Source organism: Streptomyces sp. NPDC057654 (assembly GCF_042800135.1).
In the GTDB taxonomy this organism is placed as follows: Bacteria; Actinomycetota; Actinomycetes; order Streptomycetales; family Streptomycetaceae; genus Streptomyces.
In genome coordinates this window covers 1-19,135 of sequence record NZ_JBHVHQ010000062.1, presented here as the reverse complement: position 1 = coordinate 19,135, position 19,135 = coordinate 1, and the positions used below count along the sequence as shown (strand labels likewise).

Below are 19,135 nucleotides of genomic sequence, written 5' to 3'. Positions count from 1 at the left end.
GAGGTGGTGCACCCGGACCATGTTGGTGGTGCCGGGGACGCCGGGGGGCGAACCGGCGGTGATGATCATGGTGTCGCCCTCGTTGTAGCGGTTGAGCTTGAGCAGCTCGGCGTCGACGAGATCGACCATGGCGTCGGTGTTGTCGACGTGCGGCACGACGCGCGTCTCGATGCCCCAGCTCAGCGTCAGCTGGTTGCGGGTGTCCGCGTCGGTGGTGAAGGCCAGGATCGGCTGGGCGGCGCGGTAGCGGGAGAGGCGGCGGGCGGTGTCGCCGGACTTGGTGAAGGCCACCAGCGCGGTCGCGCCGAGGAAGTCGGCGATCTCGCAGGCGGCGCGGGCCACGGAGCCGCCCTGGGTGCGCGGCTTCTTGCCGGGCACCAGCGGCTGGAGGCCGCGCGAGAGCAGTTCCTGCTCGGCCGCCTCGACGATGCGGGACATCGTCTTGACGGTCTCGATCGGGTACGCGCCGACGCTGGACTCGGCGGAGAGCATGACCGCGTCCGCGCCGTCGAGGATGGCGTTGGCGACGTCGGACGCCTCGGCGCGGGTCGGCCGCGAGTTGGTGATCATCGACTCCATCATCTGGGTCGCGACGATCACCGGCTTGGCGTTGCGGCGGCACAGCTCGATGAGGCGCTTCTGCACCATCGGGACCTTTTCGAGCGGGTACTCGACGGCCAGGTCGCCGCGGGCGACCATGATGGCGTCGAAGGCCGCGACGACGGCCTCCATGTTCTCGACGGCCTGCGGCTTCTCGACCTTGGCGATCACCGGCACCCGGCGGCCGACCTCGTCCATGACGCGGTGCACGTCGCGGACGTCGTCGGCGTTGCGCACGAAGGAGAGCGCGACCATGTCGCAGCCCATCCGCAGCGCGAACCGCAGGTCCTCGATGTCCTTCTCGGCGAGCGCGGGCACGTTGACCGCGGCGCCGGGCAGGTTGATGCCCTTGTGGTCGGAGATCACACCGCCCTCGATGACGATGGTCCGCACCCGCGGGCCGTCGACCTCGGTGACCCGCAGCTCGACGTTGCCGTCGTTGATCAGGACCTGGTCGCCCTTGGAGACGTCGCCCGGCAGGCCCTTGTACGTGGTGCCGCAGATCGTCTTGTCACCGGAGACGTCCTCGGTGGTGATGGTGAACTCGTCGCCGCGTTCGAGCTCGACGGGGCCGTCGGCGAAGGTCTCCAGGCGGATCTTGGGGCCCTGGAGGTCGGCGAGGACGCCGACCGCGCGGCCGCTCTCCTCGGCGGCCTTGCGGACGCGGTGGTACCGCTCCTCGTGGTCCGACTGGGTCCCGTGGCTGAAGTTGAAGCGGGCCACGTTCATGCCGGCCTCGATCAGCGCTTTGAGCTGGTCGTAGGAGTCGGCGGCGGGGCCCAGTGTGCAGACGATTTTGGAACGGCGCATAAAGCTGATCCTATCGGTTTGTTTCGGGGCGGAATAATCCAGTGGGGGGTGGGGCCGGGCCGCCCGGCCGCCGGCCACCGGCGTCGGGAGGCCCGTACCTAGGCGCTGACCAGCGCATACGTCTGCGTGGCGATCTCCAGCTCCTCGTCGGTGGGGACCACGGCGACCGCGACCCGGCTGGCCTCCGTCGAGATCAGCCGCGCCGAGGAGCCGCGTACGGAGTTCCGCACCGCGTCCACCTCGATGCCGAGCACGCCCAGGCCGCGCAGCGACGCCTCCCGGACGGCCGCGGAGTTCTCGCCCACGCCCGCCGTGAACGCGATGGCGTCCACCCGTCCGAGCACCGCCGTGTACGCGCCCACATACTTGCGCAGCCGGTGCACGTAGATCTCGAAGGCGAGCTGCGCGGCGCGGTCGCCCTCGCCCATCCGGCGGCCGATCTCGCGCATGTCGTTGTCGCCGCAGAGGCCGATCAGGCCGCTCTTCTTGTTGAGCAGCTCGTCGACGTCGTCGACGCTCATCCCGGCCACCCGCCGCAGGTGGAAGGTGACCGCGGGATCGATGTCACCGGAGCGCGTACCCATCACGAGCCCCTCCAAGGGCGTCAGCCCCATGGAGGTGTCCACGCACCGGCCGCCCTCGACGGCCGAGGCGGAGGCCCCGTTGCCGAGGTGCAGCACGATGATGTTGACATCGGTCACGTCCTTGCCCAGCAGCTTCGCGGTCTCGCGGGAGACGTACGCGTGCGAGGTGCCGTGGAAGCCGTAGCGGCGGATGCGGTGCGCGTCGGCGGTCTCGACGTCGATGGCGTAGCGCGCCGCGTGCTCCGGCATCGTGGTGTGGAAGGCGGTGTCGAAGACCGCGACCTGCGGCAGGTCGGGGCGGAGCCCCATGGCCGTGCGGATGCCGGTGATGTTGGCCGGGTTGTGCAGCGGCGCGACGGGGATCAGCCGCTCGATCTCCGCCAGCACGTCCCGGTCGATGACGGTGGGCCCGCTGAACCGCTGCCCGCCGTGCACGACGCGGTGCCCGATCGCGGCGAGCTTCGGCGAGTCGAGCCCCAGCCCGTCCGCGGCCAGTTCCTCGGTGACGGCGCGCAGCGCCTCGTCGTGGTCGGCGATCGGCTGGTTCCGCTCGCGCTTGGCGCCGCCGGTGGCGAGCGGGGAGTGCGTCAGCCGGGAGGTCTGCTCGCCGATGCGCTCCACCAGGCCGGTGGCGAGCCGGGTGCTGTCGGCCATGTCGAGGAGCTGGTACTTGACCGAGGAGGAGCCGGAGTTGAGGACCAGTACGTGGGTCGCGTCGGCGTTCGCAGTCATGGGAGGGCTTTCCGGTAGGCGGCGGACGGGCGGATGGTGCGCGGTCAAGGGGTTACGGCTGCTCGCCCTGGGCCTGTACGGCCGTGATGGCGACGGTGTTCACGATGTCCTGCACCAGCGCGCCGCGGGAGAGGTCGTTGACCGGCTTGCGCAGCCCCTGGAGGACCGGGCCGACGGCGACGGCGCCCGCGGAGCGCTGCACGGCCTTGTACGTGTTGTTGCCGGTGTTCAGGTCCGGGAAGATCAGCACCGTGGCGCGGCCCGCGACCTCGGACTCCGGCAGCTTGGTGCGCGCGACCGCCGCGTCGACGGCGGCGTCGTACTGGATCGGCCCCTCCACCAGCAGGTCCGGGCGGAGTTCGCGGACCAGCTCGGTGGCCTTGCGGACCTTGTCGACGTCGGCGCCGGAGCCGGAGGTGCCGGTGGAGTACGACAGCATCGCGATGCGCGGCTCGACGCCGAACCGGGCGGCGGTGGCGGCCGACTGGATGGCGATGTCCGCGAGCTGCTCGGCGTCCGGGTCGGGGTTGACGGCGCAGTCGCCGTAGACGAGCACCCGGTCGGCGAGGCACATGAAGAAGACGGACGACACGATCTGCGCGCCCGGCCGGGTCTTGATGATCTCGAAGGCGGGGCGGATGGTGGCGGCGGTGGAGTGCACCGCGCCGGAGACCATGCCGTCGGCCAGGCCCTCCTGGACCATGAGGGTGCCGAAGTAGGAGACGTCGGAGACGACGTCGTACGCGAGCTCGTAGCTGACGCCCTTGTGGGCGCGGAGCAGGGTGTACTGCTCGGCGAACCGCTCGCGCAGCGGGGAGGTGTGCGGGTCGACGAGGTCGGCGTCGCCGAGGTCGATGGAGAGTTCGGCGGCGCGCTTGCGGATCGCGGTCTCCTCGCCGAGGAGCGTCAGGTCGCAGACGTCGCGGCGCAGCAGCACGTCGGCCGCGCGCAGCACGCGCTCCTCGGTGCCCTCGGGGAGCACGACCCGGCGGCGGCCGGCGCGGGACCGTTCGATCAGCTCGTGCTCGAACATCATCGGCGTGACGCGGCCGGACCGGGCGACCGAGATGAGCCGCGTCAGCTCGGCGGTGTCCACGTGCCGTTCGAAGAGGCCGAGGGCGGTCTCGGCCTTGCGCGGCGAGGCGGCGTCGAGCTTGCCCTCGATCGCGAACAGCTGCTCGGCGGTGGGGAAGGAGCCGCCGCGCACCGAGACGACGGGTGTGCCGGGGGCGAGCCGGGAGGCGAGCGCGAGGATGTCGGGGCCGGGGCGCTCGTCGAGGGTGAGCACCACGCCGGCTATGGGCGGGGCCCCGGCGCTGTGCGCGGCGAGCGCGCCGATGATGAGGTCGGCGCGGTCCCCGGGGGTGACGACCATGCAGCCGTCGGTGAGGGCCTTGAGGAAGGTGGGCAGCATGGCGCCGCCGAAGACGAAGTTCCGTACGTCGCGGGCGAGCCCGGCGGCGTCGCCGAGCAGCACCTCGCCGTCGAGGGCCTGGACGGTCTGGGCGACGGTGGGCGCGGAGAGGGAGCCGTCCTCGGGGAGCGCGTAGCAGGGCACGGGGAGGCGGGCGGCGAGCCGTTCGACGACGGCGGTGCGGTCGTCGGGGGCGACGCGGTTGACGACGACGGCGACGACGTCGCAGCCGAGCGCCTCGTAGGCGCGGTAGGCGTTGCGGGCCTCGGACCGTACGGACTCGGCGCTCTGGTCCTGGCCGCCGACGACGGGGACGACGAAGGCGCCGAACTCGTTGGCGAGCCGGGCGTTGAGGGCCAGTTCGTCGGGGAGGTTGGTGGCGCCGTAGTCGGTGCCGAGCACCAGCACGTACTCGTACTCGCGGGCGACGGCGAGGAAGCGCTCGACGAGGCGGGAGACCAGTTCGTCGGTGCCCTGCTCGGCCTGGAGGGCGGCGGCCTCCGCGTACGTCATCCCGGAGGCGGCCTCCGGGGTCTGGCTCAGCCGGTAGCGGGACCGCAGCAGGTCGAAGAGGCGGTCGGGGCCGTCGTGCAGGAGGGGGCGGAAGATGCCCACTCGGTCCACATGGCGGGTCAGGAGCTCCATCACTCCGAGTTCGACGACCTGCCGGCCGTCGCCGCGGTCGATCCCGGTCACGTATACGCTGCGCGTCACGCGTGCACTCCTTGATCCATTTGGGTCCAGTAGCTGCGTTTTGCCGGTTTTCTGGGCAAAAACACCCGGTATGGCGGGGTTGCCCTCTTGACAATACCCGCGCCCCTGGATAGGGCGCAGAGAGAGGTGGGGGCAGCGGTACCACCGGGCTCATGAAACAATCGAACTTGGCTCACATGTACCGGTAGCGAGCAGGAGACACAGCACGATGCGCATCGGAGTTCTCACCGCAGGCGGCGACTGCCCCGGCCTCAACGCTGTCATCCGTTCGGTGGTGCACCGGGCGCTCGTCGGCCACGGCGACGAGGTCATCGGCTTCGAGGACGGTTTCAAGGGCCTCCTCGACGGTCGGTTCCGCAAGCTCGACCTCGACGCGGTCAGCGGCATCCTGGCGCGCGGCGGCACCATCCTCGGCTCCGCCCGCCTGGAGCGCGACCGGCTGCGCGAGGCGTGCGAGAGCGCCCAGGACTTCTCCCGCGCGTACGGCATCGACGTGCTCATTCCCATCGGCGGCGAGGGCACGCTCACCGCGGCCCGGATGCTCTCCGACGCGGGCGTCCCGGTGGTCGGCGTCCCGAAGACCATCGACAACGACATCTCCGCCACCGACCGCACCTTCGGCTTCGACACGGCCGTCGGCGTCGCCACCGAGGCCATCGACCGCCTCAAGACCACCGCCGAGTCGCACCAGCGCGTCATGGTCGTGGAGGTCATGGGGCGGCACGCGGGCTGGATCGCCCTGGAGTCCGGCATGGCGGGCGGCGCGCACGGCATCTGCCTGCCGGAACGCCGCTTCGAGGTGGACGACCTGGTGAAGATGGTCGAGGAGCGCTTCTCGCGCGGCAAGAAGTTCGCGGTCGTCTGCGTCGCCGAGGGCGCGCACCCGGCCGAGGGCTCGATGGACTACGAGAAGGGCGCCATCGACCAGTTCGGCCACGAGCGCTTCGCGGGCATCGGCACGCGCCTCGCCATCGAGCTGGAGAAGCGCCTCGGCAAGGAGGCCCGCCCGGTCATCCTCGGCCACGTCCAGCGCGGCGGCACCCCCACCGCGTACGACCGCGTCCTCGCCACCCGCTTCGGCTGGCACGCCGTCGAAGCCGCCCACCGGGGCGACTTCGGCAATATGACGGCGCTGCGCGGCACGGACATCACGATGGTGCCGCTGGCGGAGGCGGTGGCGGAGCTGAAGACGGTTCCGGAGAACCGGATGAACGAGGCGGAGTCGGTCTTCTAGTTCTTGCGGTAGTTCTCCGGGGTTTCCAGAAGGGCGGCCCGGGCCGTTTTCGCCTCCGGGCCGGTTTCAGCATTCAGCCCCGGCCCGACGCGGCGAGTACGCGCGGGCGGAACGCGAGGATGGCGGCGGCGACCTCGTCGAGGTGGCTCTCCAGGAGGAAGTGGCCGCCGTCGAGCAGGGCGATCTCCGCGTCCGGGGCGTCGCGCCGGAACGCCTCCGCGCCGGCCGGCCCGAAGATCTCGTCGTTGCGGCCCCAGATCGCGAGGACGGGCACCCGGCTCGACCGCAGCCAGTCGTGCACCGCCGGGTACAGGGCTCGGTTGCCGGCGTAGTCGCCGAACAGGGCGAGTTGGGCGCGGTCGACGCCGGGGCGGGCGAGCAGCGCCAGGTCGTGCTCCCAGGCGTCGGGGTCGATCAGGCTCGGGTCGGGGACGCCGTGGGTGTACTGCCACTCGACGGCCTCCCGGCCCAGCGCGGGCCGCAGCAGCGCCTCGTTCTCCGGGCTCGGCCGCTCCCCGTACGCCCAGACGGGCCCCCAGAACTCCGGCACGAAGCCGTCCTCGTAGGCGTTGCCGTTCTGCGAGACGACGCCGGTGACGGCTTCCGGGTCCGCCAGGGCGAGCCGCCAGCCGACGGGCGCGCCGTAGTCCTGTACGTAGATCGCGTAGCGGCGCACGCCGATCAGGTCGAGGAAGCCGCGGGTCACCTCGGCGAGGGCGTCGAAGGTGTAGGCGAAGTCCGCCGCGTCGGGGGCCGAGGAGCGGCCGAAGCCGATGTGGTCGGGGGCGATCACCCGGTACGGGCCGGCCAGCGCCGGGATCAGGTGGCGGAACATGTGGGAGCTCGTCGGGTAGCCGTGCAGCAGCAGGAGGACGGGGGCGTCCGCGGGCCCCGCCTCCCGGTAGAAGACGGTGAGCCCGTCGACGTCCACGGTGCGGTGGTGAACAGCGACCACGATAACCCCTTAAAGCGATTTAACTGGTTAGGTTATTCTGATGCTGAAGGCAGCCGCACGAGATGTCAAGGAGAGATGGGCCGTGGTCGAGGACGAGAACCTGCTGCTCGCCCTGCTCAACAGCGCCCCCGTGATCGACGGGCGCCCCACGGACGCCCTGACCGGAGAGGGGGCGGCCGACTGGGCACGGGCGCTCGGGGGCAGCGGCACGAGCGAGGAGCTGGCCCGGCTGCGCGAGGTCCGCGACGCGCTGCACCGGCTGGTCCGGGGAACCTCCTCGGACGTCGGCCCCCTCGCCGCCGCGCTCTACTACACGCTCCGACGCCCCGCCGTTTCGGCCGCGGGCGTGACCTGGCACCTGGAGACGACGCCCGACGAGGAACTCGCGGCCCGCGCCGTCCTCGCGTGGTCGCGCGTCATCACGGAGCTGCCGCGCCGGCTGCGGCCCTGCGCCAACGAGGAATGCAATCTCTTCCTCGTCGACCACAGCCGCCCCGGCACCGCCCGGTGGTGCTCCATGGCCGCCTGCGGCAACCGCATGAAGGCGCGGACCCACGCGCGCAAGCAGCGCGGGTGAACACCGCTGACCCATATGCGGTCAACGCCTGAGCAACACCCGCCCACCTCCCCCGCGTTCACTCTTTGAACGCCTCAACCGCGGGCGACGGAAGGTCGAATAACGCTGTACGGAAATGCACCCCTCCCATGGAGGAGGGGTGCGACGTCTATTTGCAGGGCCGCCATCTAAGTGAAGACGGGGTGAACTCCCCCTGCCCACAATGCCCTTGGCTCTGTCTCGGCATGACCGATTGGACACGGAACGACTGCCTCCCCGTCCAGCGGATCGTTCTTGACTCAACAGGTATGCACCTGGCACGCTTCTTGAGTAACCTAAAGTCGGAAACCGACTCTTAGTCAGAACCTGGGGCAGGTTCAGCGCGGCTGCCGCGCATGACGACCGGTGCGGCCCGCCGGTGGGTTACATGGCCTCAACGCGCCAAACGGGGAATCACCAAGGGGAAACACGTGTCAGCGTCTGTGTCATTCGGCATTCGTCACGATCGGGGGATCGCACAACCCGTGCTCCTGCGGCTCAAGCCACCGAACCACGTCCGGGACACCAGCACCCCCGAGGGGGCGTGTCCGCTCACCGGATGCTCACCCTGACCGACACACGGCCCATCCCCCCACCTGCGCCGTCGCCGCCGCGGCGCGCCGCCGTGACGGCGGTGCGTACGTCATGGCCGCGGCACCCGCGACCGTAGCCGTCGCGCGGCCGCCGCGGAATCGACCGCGGCTGCGCCGACGCCCCTCGCGCCACGCCGTCGCGCCCATTGCTCACCTCTTCTTTTCCACCCTCGCCCCGCGACGGCAACTCGACGCCGTCCGCGGTCACTTCGCCGACCCTTCGCCGCGCGACCCCGGATTTCCGTACCGGAGCCGCCGGCCATCACGCCTCTTTCCGGAACCGCCGTACGTGAACGGCCGCCGCGGCCTTGCCTCGTGTGCCGTTCACGCCATTTCGCAATGCCCGTATGCCGAGGCGTTCGTCGCGTCGCGGCAGAGCGGGCCCTTTCAGGCCGGGCCCGCGCCCGGCCGTACGTCCCATGCCCGTAAGGAGTTCCATCCGTGCCCGTATTCGAGTCGTCGGAAAAGGCAGTTCGCATCTTCAGCGAGCTGTTCAGCATCCTGCTCAAGGACGAGACCTTCACCCAGCGCATGCGCGATTCGGGGATCTCACTGCACCTCATCCAGGTGAAGCCCGACGTCGAACTGTTCGTCACGCCCGACGGCGTGCACGTCGGCGCTCCCCCGGCGCCCGCCGCGATCCGCATCAAGATGAGCAGCGACACCGCGCACAGCCTCTGGCTCGGCAAGCTGCTGATGCCGGTGGCGCTCGCCACCGGAAAGGTGCGCATCAAGGGCAGCGTGGCCAAGGTGCTGGAATTCGTGCCCCTGCTCCAGCCCGCCTTCGACCAGTACCCGCAGATCGCCGCCGACGAGGGCCTGCCCGTCTGACCGGCCCCGCGCCCGTACTTCTCTCCTTCTCTTCCTTTACCCCCTGCGGCACCACGCCGACGGTTCCGCACGGCACAGCACCAGGCGTGCCCTTGGCATGCCCAGGAACAATGAACGGATACCAATGACCGACACTGCATTCCAGAGCGCCCCCGTCGACTTCCTCGCGGAACCGCCGCAGATCCAGGAACTGCGGGAGCGCATCCGGGAGTTCGTCGACAAGGACGTACGGCCCCGGGTCGCCGACAACGACCGCGCGCCGGCCGAGGACTTCGACTGGGAGCTGGTGCGCCTCGGGCACGAGGCCGGCCTGCTGCGCCTGGTGGTCCCCAAGGAGTACGGCGGCCTGGGGCTGGGCGTGCTCGGCGTGGCGGTGGCCCTGGAGGAGATAGCGGCGGCCTGCGCCGGCACCGCCCTCATCTTCGGCGCGACGCTGCTCGGCCAGGCCCCGGTGCTGCTCTCCAGCGACCCGCACCTCCAGGCCCGGTTCCTGCCGCTGTTCTCCGGCGACAACCCGGTCCTGGCCTGCAACGCGATCACCGAGGACCAGGCCGGCTGCGACCTGCTGATCCCGGAGAACGCCGAGCACGCCACCGATGTGGTGCAGGCCCGCCGGGACGGCGACAGCTACCTGCTGACCGGCCGCAAGCGGTTCATCACCAACGCCCGGCTCGCGGAGTTCGGCAGCGTGTACGCCAACATCGAGGGCCACCCCGGCGCCACCGGCCTCACCGCGTTCATCGTGCCGCTGGACACCCCCGGCGTCACCCGCGGCCCGGTCGCCGACAAGCTGGGCTACCGCGCCTGCCTGGGCAGCGAGCTGCTGTTCGACAATGTCCGGGTGCCCGCCGAGAACGTCGTCGGCGGCGAGGGCAACGGCATGCTCATCAACATCCAGCAGATGAACATGGCACGGGCCACGGTCGCCGCGATCTCCACGGGCGTCGCCCGCGGCGCCTTCGACCTCGCCAAGGACTGGTGCGCCGAGCGCGTCCAGGGCGGACTGCCACTCCACCAGCACCAGTTCACCGCCCGCAAGCTCGCCGAAATGGCCTCGAAGGTCGAGGCCGCGCGGCTGATGTACCTCAAGGCGGCGCAGGCGGCGGACACCGAGATCCCCGCGCCGGTGTACGAGCCCGCCACCGCGAAGCTCTTCGCCGACCGCGTCGCCATCGAGGTGGCGCAGGAGGCCATGTCCCTCATGGGCGCGCGCGGTTACCTGCGCGAGAACGGCATGGAGAAGTTCGTACGGGAATCCTTCGGCGCCCGCATCTACGAGGGCACGCCCGAGGTGCTCGCCCTGGCCATCACCGAGGCCCTGTACGCGGAGGACGACTTCTGAGCACCGGCGCCGCAACGCTCGCTGCTGTTTCCGTTCTTCCCGTTCTCTCTGCCAACGTGAGGAGCACCACATGACCACGACGACTCCGCCGTCGGCCGGCTCCGCCCATCCCTGGCTCGTGCCACTGGGCCTTCCCGCCGATACCGAGGAATCGCCGGCGGCCGCGCCCGCCGAACCAGTCGTTCCCCCTGTCCCCGCTGCCCCCGCCTCACCGGTCGCCCCCGCCGGGCCCGGCGCGCCGGCCGAAAGCGGTGTGCCATCCGAAAGCGGTGTGCGCCGCCGCTATATAGAGGACATACTCCGGCTGCACAGCAGACTCGGTTTCGGCGGTCTGGCCGGCCGTCTGCACCGCACCGATTCCTATGTCTACCGGGCCGCCCACGGCCAGGGCGTCATCACCACGGCCGCGCCCACCGAGGCCATACCCGAGCGCTATCTGCTGGGCCTGGCCGGCTTCCGGCTCTCCGAATATCTGCGGGCCGGCTACGCGAGCGAGGACATCGTCTTCGACAACTCGCTGTTCTGCGAGCCCGTGCAGGGAATTCACCGGTCCGACGTCCACGTCATCACGACCGATCAGGAGACCGGCCGCATTCTCGGCTATGTCTCGCTCGCACACAGCGAGGACAATGCCCCGCGCCCCCTGGACGCCCCGGACCGCAGGCTTTTCCCCTGCGAACAGGCCCACAATCTGCGCCTGTTGTCGCTGCTCCAGCCCTCGGACGGCATGACCACCCACTCCGTACGGGAAGTGAAGCGCTTCGTGCAGGCGCATTCGCTCACCGACCGGACCATGCGGCTGCGGGTCATGCTGGGGCTGCTGGCCGGCATCTCGGGAATCCTCTGCCAGGAGCGCCACACCACCAGAATGCTGATCGGCGACGTGGAGAAGCATGTGGCGCTGCGCCATCTGGTCCTCCTGGGCCTCGACGTCCACTTGTTGGACGGGACGACGCCCCGCCTCGGCCTGAAGGAACTCATGCACCCCATGTACGTCACCCGCGAGAAGGTCTATCCCTTCCTCGCGCATCTCCCCTCGCCGGAGGAGACGGTCCGCCGCAGCGCCGTGGTCCAGCGGGCCGCGGCGGCGGAGGCCCCTTTCCGGGCCGTACGGGATCTGCTGTCCGAACTCTCCGGCTCGGTGCAGCACATCGAGGTGGCGGCGTAATGACGACCGAGACTTCGATATCCGACGCGACGTCGGAGCCCGAGGCCGTGGAACCCGCCGCTCCGGCGGCCTCCGCGGCGGACCGCGAGGCGTTCTACGCGGAGTTCACCGAGCGGAACCGCGGTTTCATCTCCTCGGTCGCCCAGCAGCGGCTCGGCGAGGCCCGGGTGCTGATCGCCGGCTGCGGATCGACCGGCGGAGCCGCCGTGGAGCCGCTGGCCCGTATCGGCGTGCAGCGCTTCGTCATGGCCGACACCGGCAGCTTCGAGCTGAACAACCTCAACCGGCAGCACGCCGCCTACGCCGACATCGGCCGCCACAAGGCGGAGGTGGCCGCCGAGCGCGTACGGGCCATCAACCCGCACGCCGAGGCCGAGACCGTGCCGGAGGGCATCACCGAGGAGAACGCGGACAAGCTGGTCGCGGGGTGCTCGGTGGTCGTCGACGGCGTCGACGTCACCGAACGCTCGGGCTGGCGGGCCAAGTACCAGCTGCACCGCGCCGCGGCGCGGGCCCGCGTGCCCGTGCTCACGGGGTACGACATGGCCGGCACCCAGTACATCCGGTTCTACGACTACCGGCGCGCGGGGTCCGTGCCCTTCGACGGCCGGGTCACGGCGCACCAGGTCGATCACGCGGTCATCTGGACGCTGCTCTTCCGCGTGATCCCCACCCGGTTCATCCCGCTGGAGATGCTCAAGAACGCGCGCGAACACCTGGGCGAGGACGGCTACAGCGTGCCGCAACTCGTCTACGCGTCGCTGCTGTTCGGCGCGCTCACCGCACGGATGACCGCGGAGATCCTCTCCGGCGCCCCGGTCAAGCGCAACGTCGCCGTCAACGCGCACAGCGCCACCCGCCCGCTGCCCCGCCGACTGGCAGCGGAACTGGAACGGCCGCTCGTGCTCATCGGCGGGCTCCGCAAACTGGCGACCCGCAACCGCGCCGCGAGCGACGCGGCCCGGAACCGCCGGGGCCCCGAAGCGGCTTCCTGACCTCCCCCGACAGGGAGCCGTGCCCGGCAGAGGGCCGGGCGGGGCGTCACACGATGACGCCGCGCCCGGCCCGCCGCGCGCTCACGCCGGGTGCGGCTTGACGCCCGTACGCCAGTACACCCATACGTCCGTACGTCCGCACTCCTGGTACGGCGCTCAGTCCGGTGCTTTGCGCAGGCCGTCCAGCATGTGGCCGACCACGACCGACATTTCCTGACACGTCTCGGTGGGGTTGCGCGCGAACGCCACCGACGTGGCCGCCTCGCAGAGGGTGCCGAAGACGACGACGGCCGTCGCGTCCAGCGCCACCGGCTGGAGCTCGCCACGCGCCCGTACGGTCTCCAGCAGCCCCTTCATATGGGGCAGCGCCAGCTCCTCGTCGATCTCGCGGCACCGCCGCACCCCGAGGACCTCGGCGGACTGCCGCAGCAGCGACCGCTTGTTCTCGTCGGCCACATAGCCGCGCAGGAACGCCCGTACCGCCTCGGACGCGACGTCCCACGGCGTGCCGTTCGCCCCCGCGCCGGCCAGCGCCTCCGTCAGAACCTGCTCGATGGCTTCGCGTTGGGCGACCCGGAACACCTCGTCGAAGATGGCCCGCTTGTCCGCGAAGTGGTGGTAGACGGCGCCCTTGCTGACCCGCGCCGCCGCGGCGAGGTCGTCGATGGACGTCGCGTCGAACCCCTTCTCCGCGAACAGGCCCGAAGCCGCCTCCAAGAGCGCGGCGCGGGTGAGGGCCGCGTATTCCTCACGTCTGGACTTGACTGCCATAGTGCCCCCAAGGATACTCACCGACTGAGAGTCGCTATTCGACTCAGAGTATTTCCGCTTTCCACTTTCCACCATCCCCCACTGCCGCCCGATCCCTCCAGGCTCTGGGAGCCCTCACATGTCGAAAAAGCTCTCCACTCCCCCCGTGCCCGCGGACGGCGACCCCGCGGACGGGCCACCGCGCCCGGACCTCGCCGCCCGCGCGTCCCGGCTGATCGGCCGGGCGCGGTGGCCGCTGCTGGGGGTGTGGCTCGTGGCGCTGGCGGTGTGCGGGCTGGGGGCGATGTCCATCGCGAACTCGCTGAGCGGCGGCGGCTGGTACGCGGCCGGGGCCGACTCGACCCGCACCGCGGCCGAGCTCGAACACGGCTTCAAGGGCCGCGGCGCGACCACCGTCACCCTGGTCATGCACGACAAGCGCAACAGCGCCGGCTCCGCCGACTTCGAGAAGCGCGTACGGGCCGTGGCGAAGCAGGTGATCGCCGACCCCAAGCTCAAGGCGACGGACAGCTACGGCTGGACCACGCTCTCGGCCCAGAACCGCTCCGCCTACCTCGGCAAGGACAAGCGGACGGCCATCGACTCGGTGGCCCTCGCGCTCGACGACGGCACCGCGCGCCGCGAACTCCCCAAGATCCAGAAGGACTTGTCGGACCGCTTCGGGCCGCAGGGCATGGACGTCTCCCTGGTGAGCCCGTCGTCGTTCTGGGGAGAGGTCAACGACCTGAGCCAGCAGAGCCTGATGAAGGCCGAACTGATCACGATGCCGCTGATCATCATCATTCTGCTGCTGCTCTTCCGCAGCGTGGTCGCCGCCCTGGTCTCGCTGGCGGTCGGGGTCAGCGCCATCGTCTTCACCCTCGGCCTGCTCTCCCCGATCGCCCAGCACTACGAGCTCTCGGTCTTCGTCGAGAACGCCGCCACCATGCTGGGGCTCGGCGTCGGGGTGGACTACTCGCTCTTCATGGTCACCCGGTTCAAGGAACAGCTGGCCGGAGGCCAGTCCGTCGAGGCGGCGGTGGCCGCCACGCTGCGCACCTCCGGCCACACCGTCATCGCCTCCGGCATCACCGTCGTGCTGGCGATGTGCACCCTGTTCCTGATCGATCTCAACGTCATCCTCTCCATCGCCCTCGGCTCCATCGTCGTGGTCGCGTTCTCCGTGCTGACCGCCGTGCTCTTCCTGCCGGTCCTGCTGCATCTGCTGGGCGAGCGGATCAACGCCGGCCGGGTGCGGCTGCCGCGATGGCTGAGCGGGGCCCGCAACGGACCGGAGAACGAGGAGTCCAGCCGCTGGTACCGGATCGCCCTGCGGGTCATGGGACGCCCCGTGCTCTTCCTCGCGGGCAGCGCCGTGGTGCTGATCGCGCTGGCCGCGCCCGCCGCGCAGCTGCGCACCTTCTCCCCCGACGCGCGCATCCTGCCCGGCTCCTCGCCCGTACGCGTCGGCTACGACCACGTACAGGACGCGTTCGGCGTCGGCCAGACCTCTCCCATCCAGGTGGTCGTCGCCTCCGACCGCCCGCTCGGCGAGACGGACCAGGCGACGCAGGTGGTGGGGCTCAGCGACCGGCTGCGAAAGCTCCCGCACGTCGTACGGGTCGACTCCGCCGTCGGCACGCTGCGGGCCGCCTCCCCCGACAAGCCCTTCGCCGCGCTCAACGGCTCGGTCCTGGGCCGGCTGCCCGCGGACGCCCGCGACACCGTCCGTCACTTCGCGGCGTCGGACGACCGGAAGACCGTCCTCGAAGTGATCATGGACGACCGGGCCGCCGGGGACGCCGCGCGCACCCTGCTGAAGCAGGTACAGGACGAGGCGCGGGGCCTGACGGGGCCGCTGCACGCCGTGGTGGGCGGCGAGACGGCCGAGGGCATCGACGCCAACCGGGTTATCCAGGACAAACTCCCGGCCGTCATCCTGCTCATGCTCGTCGCCGTGTACGTGGTGCTGCTGCTGACGTTCCGTTCGCTGCTGCTGCCGCTCAAGGCCATCGCCATGAACCTGGTGTCGATCGGCGCGACGTACGGCGTCCTCGTCCTGGTCTTCCAGCACGGCTTCGGCACCGGCCTGCTCGGCTTCGAGAAGACCAACTACCTCCAGAACTTCGTGCCGGTGCTGCTGCTGGCGCTGCTGTTCAGCCTCAGCACGGACTACGAGGTCTTCCTGCTCGGCCGGGTCCGCGAGGAGTACCTGGCGACGGGCGACAACACCGTCTCGGTCGCGCGCGGCCTGACCCGTACGGCGCCGCTGATCTCCGGCGCCGCGCTGCTGATGGTCGCGGTCTTCGGGTCCTTCGGCTTCACCGGCATCGTCCCCATGCAGCAGCTCGGGTTCGGCATGGCGATAGCCATCCTCCTCGACGCCACGCTCGTACGCCTGCTGCTCGTACCGGCGGCCATGCGCCTGATGGGCCGCTGGAACTGGTGGATGCCGGGTCGGCGCTTCGCGGTCGCCCCGGTGGGCGGCACGGAGGGCCCGGCCGGTTCCGAGGCCGGCTCGGAGGAGCCGGTACGGACTGGGGCGCGGTAGTAGTACGCGCCGGGGGCCGGTGAGCCAGTGAGCCGGTGAAGCACGAGTGCCGGGGAACGTCGTGGGTGACGTTTCCCGGCACTTTGCGTACAGCGGTCACTCCATTCCGCTGTGCAGCCCCGGAATGCGCAGGGTGCCGCCGAACTGGCCCGCCTGGATGGCGGTGAAGTCGGTGAAGAAGATCTCCGGCGGCGTGATGGGCGGGGGAAAGTCAGGGGTGAAGGTGACGGGCAGCAGCCCGAAGAGATTCCCTTTCAGGCTCTCCGTGTACATGGTGACCCCTCCGTCGATGGTGGAGGTGGTCCCCTTTCCGCCGCGTACATACGTCCTCTTGCCGCCCACGCCCTGATCGGCCGTCTGGTCGAGGTTGCGGATGGTCGCCGAGTTCATCGTGAACTTCAGCGCCTGCACGGTCCGGCCGTCGGCCGTGTGGAGGTTCACCACGCCGTGGTACTGGAGGTTGTGCATGGTGATCAGATCGGACTTCAGGGTCCACGGCTGATTCGGCAGCCCTACGGGCGTCTGCTCGTCCTTGCCGTCGGACTTCTTCTCCACGACGCAGGGGTACGGCTTCTTGCCGTCGGCGTCCGGGGTCGGGGAGGCGGTGGACGAGGAGGTCGGGGTGGGGTCGGGAGAAGGATCCTTCTTGTCGGCCTTCTCGTCGGCCTTCTTGTCGTCCCTCTTGTCGCCCTCATCGGCCTTGTCGGACGGTGAATCACCGGAAGTCTTGTCGGGGGAAGGTTCCTGCCCCGAGGGCTTCTGGTCGGAAGGCTTCTGGTCCGCCGCGGAATTCCCGCCGGTCGTCGGGGTGGCCGTCGGGCTCGGCGGGGCCGGCTGCTGAACGGACTTGCCGGCGTCGTTGCCATGGCCCCCGTTGAGGAGGTCCTTGATCTTGTCGCCGACTCCCAGCGGGTCGAGGGGGTTGTGGGTGGCGGAGGGCGAGGGGGTGGCGCTGTGGGGAGAGGCGGAGGGGCTCTTGTCCTCGGCCTTTCCCTTGCCTTCTCCCTTGCCTTCTCCCTTGGTTTCCTTGTCGCCGGAGGCGCTCGGGGACGGAGCGGTGTCGACCGTGCCGGTGACCGTTTTCTCGCCTTTGGGCTTGTCCTTGGCTTTGTTGTCGCCTTTATCGTCCTTGGACTTACCGTCTTTGGACTTGTCGTCCTTCTTGTCCTTGCCGTCGTCGTCCGCCTTCTGGTCCGGCGCCGTGACGCACGGCCCGTCCTGAAACGGATTCTTCGGCAGCGGCTTGGCCTGAGCCAGCTGGGGCGTGAAGCCCAGACCCATCAACACCGCGCTGGGCATCGCGGCGATGGCGATCGCCTTGCCCGCGGGCACGTGGAACCGAGTCAGCAGCGTCTTCCTCGGCGCGGCGTGCCGCGGACCGGTTCTGCCCCGGCCGGCGGCGGCCTCTGCGCCTCGCCCGTCCTGTTCCTCATCAGGCGGCACGGTACCTCCCGTTCATCGGGCTCGCCCCTGGCAGGTCACCGCCCAGGGAACCGCCCTTACCGGTGTTCTCTCCGCCCTCAGCGGGCTGCGTTCCCGTGTGCTGTTCGCCGTCGTCGGCGCTCATCTCGGCGCCCATCGCGGCAGTCGGCTCGGACGGCGACTTGCGCGCCGGCTTGATGCCCGGCGCCCAGGAGACCCCGAGCGCGCCGCCTATGAGTCCCAGGAGAAAGCCGATCAGGAAGGCGCCGAAGTTCGAGACGACCAGGGAGACCAGCGCCAGCAGGATCGCCGCGACACCGGCGAACACGCGGGACGCGGGCTGGAACCACATGGTCAGACCCAGCACGATCAACAGAATGCCGATGATCAGCGAACCTGCACCCGCCGTAGTGGCCAGCCGGACGGTCAGCGAACCGAGGGTGAGGTTCTGATAAGGGACGTACATGATCGGGACACCGGCCAGCAGCGTCAGCAGGCCGGCCCAGAAGGGGCGTTGTCCGCGCCATCCTCGGAACGATCGGCGCATTCGGCCAAGTGTGTCGATCAGCCGCGGTCGCGTGTCGGCGCTCATGTCGTACAGCTCCTCAGGACTGGCGAATCGGTGATACGTGAGCGGGTGCGCGGGCTCGACGGAAGCCGGCGCACGGGTGCGAGGGGACAGTCGCCGCCCCGCACCCGTCCGTTCACTTCTTCTTCAGTTTGCACTCAGCGCCGGCGCCCTTGCTGACGCTCATGTGCAGGCCCTTGAGCGTGAACGTGCCGGCGGTAGTCGCCCAAGCACGCTGCTCGACGTTGTCGAACACCACAGAGTCAGCCTGTTGGGCGAACGAACCGGGCTTGTACTTGCCCTTTACCTTGTCGCCCGCCGACGGTCCGGTCCTGGTCTTGTCCACGTCCACGCCGATATCGATGTTTGTGAACTTCGCGTCAGCGTGCAGGTCGTCGGCGTCGATGTACAGCGTCTTGGCTTCGACCGGCTTCTCGCCGCCCGCTGTCAGTCTCATCGTCATGTCGCCGATGAGCGGCACCGGCACGACCACGGACTGGCAGAGATCATTGATCGTTGCCGATTTGAAGCCGACCACGGCCACCGGCTTGTTCTTTTCCTCGCCCGAACTGGCCGTATCAGCTGCTCCGTACTGGACGAAGTCCTCACCCACGAGGTGCGAGGCCGTGACCTTGAACTGCTGTCCCGACACACTGAACGAGGCCGCGAGCGCCCCCTGTGCGAGGGCCATTCCTATCGCTGCCGTTGCGGCGACGCTCGGCACCATGACGACGGCGAACCGCTTCCATCTGGTCCCGCCACGAGCCAGGGACTCCATGACTTTCCTCCTTCTCGGACGTACATCTCCGGTACGGGCCGCGCTACTTGAGTCGGCCGTTATCCGGGATGGGAGAAGTGCTACGTCCTCGGGAAGGAGAGCGCCGTCATCGGAGGCGCGCTGCGTTCCGAATCCATTGGCGATCACCCCCGAGCGACAACCACTGGCCGCGCTCCCGCGCAACCTGCTGGACAGGCCCCGCCGATGGCGGCGGAGACCCCCCTGTCCACAGACCGGTGGCGGCGCCGCCGGCCGCCCGGTGGGGACCCACGCCCCAACGCGCCGACCGGCTGCCGGGCTTCGGGAATGGACCGAGCTTGGCCGATCGTGGTCCATTCCCGGCCGAGGCACAAGGGGCTCGTTACTAGCGAGTAACGGACAGATCGACAATGCTCGACCGACCGCCATCGGGCGGGCACCGACCGTCGCCGCGAACTGGTCGGAAAGAAACGGAGAAATCGCAAAAATCCGGCCAGAACGCCGGAGTTCACTTACTGCG

The 19,135-nt window shown here is 70.0% G+C and carries 15 protein-coding genes; 7 read left to right on the top strand and 8 right to left on the bottom strand.

Features of this window, described 5'->3' with window-relative positions; all coding sequences use genetic code 11:
* The 3 genes from pyk to pta form a co-directional block, all read right to left on the bottom strand.
* A partial coding sequence (pyk, locus tag ACFU99_RS08085) for a pyruvate kinase (RefSeq protein WP_384387511.1) occupies nucleotides 1-1,410 on the bottom strand: 1,410 nt, incomplete at its 3' end.
* 98 nt (nucleotides 1,411-1,508) lie between these two features.
* On the bottom strand, nucleotides 1,509-2,726 hold the full coding sequence (locus ACFU99_RS08080) for an acetate kinase (protein ID WP_384387508.1): 1,218 nt from the start codon (nucleotides 2,724-2,726) through the stop codon (nucleotides 1,509-1,511).
* A 52-nt stretch (nucleotides 2,727-2,778) separates the two neighbouring features.
* Nucleotides 2,779-4,854: a phosphate acetyltransferase gene (pta, locus tag ACFU99_RS08075; RefSeq protein WP_384387505.1), complete on the bottom strand. Its 2,076-nt coding sequence runs from the start codon at nucleotides 4,852-4,854 to the stop codon at nucleotides 2,779-2,781.
* 208 nt (nucleotides 4,855-5,062) lie between these two features.
* Between pta and ACFU99_RS08070 the strand changes: the two genes are divergently transcribed.
* Entirely contained in the window at nucleotides 5,063-6,088 is a 1,026-nt protein-coding gene (locus tag ACFU99_RS08070; RefSeq protein ID WP_384387502.1) for an ATP-dependent 6-phosphofructokinase, read from the top strand.
* A gap of 73 nt (nucleotides 6,089-6,161) precedes the next feature.
* Here ACFU99_RS08070 and ACFU99_RS08065 read toward each other — a convergent pair whose 3' ends face one another.
* Complete coding sequence (locus tag ACFU99_RS08065; RefSeq protein WP_384387499.1) at nucleotides 6,162-7,043, bottom strand: alpha/beta fold hydrolase; 882 nt, start codon at nucleotides 7,041-7,043, stop codon at nucleotides 6,162-6,164.
* A gap of 40 nt (nucleotides 7,044-7,083) precedes the next feature.
* On the opposite strand from ACFU99_RS08065, the gene ACFU99_RS08060 reads away from it, so the two are divergent.
* From ACFU99_RS08060 to ACFU99_RS08040, 5 genes are all read left to right on the top strand, one after another.
* The gene (locus tag ACFU99_RS08060; protein WP_384387496.1) at nucleotides 7,084-7,620 is read left to right on the top strand and encodes a CGNR zinc finger domain-containing protein; all 537 of its coding nucleotides are present in this window, start codon (nucleotides 7,084-7,086) and stop codon (nucleotides 7,618-7,620) included.
* A gap of 1,052 nt (nucleotides 7,621-8,672) precedes the next feature.
* The gene (locus ACFU99_RS08055; RefSeq protein ID WP_384387493.1) at nucleotides 8,673-9,062 is read left to right on the top strand and encodes an SCP2 sterol-binding domain-containing protein; all 390 of its coding nucleotides are present in this window, start codon (nucleotides 8,673-8,675) and stop codon (nucleotides 9,060-9,062) included.
* Nucleotides 9,063-9,186: 124 nt separating this feature from the next.
* The gene (locus ACFU99_RS08050; protein ID WP_384387491.1) at nucleotides 9,187-10,404 is read left to right on the top strand and encodes an acyl-CoA dehydrogenase family protein; all 1,218 of its coding nucleotides are present in this window, start codon (nucleotides 9,187-9,189) and stop codon (nucleotides 10,402-10,404) included.
* A 70-nt stretch (nucleotides 10,405-10,474) separates the two neighbouring features.
* A complete protein-coding gene (locus tag ACFU99_RS08045; protein WP_384387488.1) occupies nucleotides 10,475-11,572 on the top strand; it encodes a hypothetical protein in 1,098 nt (365 codons plus the stop codon).
* Nucleotides 11,572-12,567 (top strand): HesA/MoeB/ThiF family protein, encoded by a 996-nt coding sequence (locus ACFU99_RS08040; protein WP_384387485.1) that lies wholly within the window; start codon nucleotides 11,572-11,574, stop codon nucleotides 12,565-12,567. Before ACFU99_RS08045 ends, ACFU99_RS08040 begins: the two co-directional genes overlap by 1 nt.
* Before the next feature lie 156 nt (nucleotides 12,568-12,723).
* Here the strand turns inward: ACFU99_RS08040 and ACFU99_RS08035 are convergent, their stop codons facing one another.
* A complete protein-coding gene (locus tag ACFU99_RS08035) occupies nucleotides 12,724-13,338 on the bottom strand; it encodes a TetR/AcrR family transcriptional regulator (RefSeq protein WP_384387484.1) in 615 nt (204 codons plus the stop codon).
* A gap of 118 nt (nucleotides 13,339-13,456) precedes the next feature.
* Here ACFU99_RS08035 and ACFU99_RS08030 point away from each other — a divergent pair, with 118 nt between their 5' ends.
* Nucleotides 13,457-15,868: an MMPL family transporter gene (locus tag ACFU99_RS08030; protein WP_384387481.1), complete on the top strand. Its 2,412-nt coding sequence runs from the start codon at nucleotides 13,457-13,459 to the stop codon at nucleotides 15,866-15,868.
* 96 nt (nucleotides 15,869-15,964) lie between these two features.
* On the opposite strand, the gene ACFU99_RS08025 is transcribed toward ACFU99_RS08030, so the two are convergent.
* The 3 genes from ACFU99_RS08025 to ACFU99_RS08015 all read right to left on the bottom strand — a co-directional run bounded on the left by ACFU99_RS08025 (nucleotide 15,965) and on the right by ACFU99_RS08015 (nucleotide 18,636).
* Nucleotides 15,965-17,311 carry a hypothetical protein gene (locus tag ACFU99_RS08025; protein WP_384387478.1) on the bottom strand — a complete coding sequence of 449 codons (1,347 nt, stop codon included), beginning with the start codon at nucleotides 17,309-17,311 and terminating at the stop codon, nucleotides 15,965-15,967.
* Nucleotides 17,301-17,882, bottom strand: coding sequence for a DUF6114 domain-containing protein (locus tag ACFU99_RS08020; RefSeq protein ID WP_384387475.1), 582 nt, complete (start codon nucleotides 17,880-17,882; stop codon nucleotides 17,301-17,303). Before ACFU99_RS08020 ends, ACFU99_RS08025 begins: the two co-directional genes overlap by 11 nt.
* A gap of 112 nt (nucleotides 17,883-17,994) precedes the next feature.
* On the bottom strand, nucleotides 17,995-18,636 hold the full coding sequence (locus tag ACFU99_RS08015; protein ID WP_384387472.1) for a DUF6230 family protein: 642 nt from the start codon (nucleotides 18,634-18,636) through the stop codon (nucleotides 17,995-17,997).
* Between the last annotated feature and the right edge of the window lie 499 nt (nucleotides 18,637-19,135).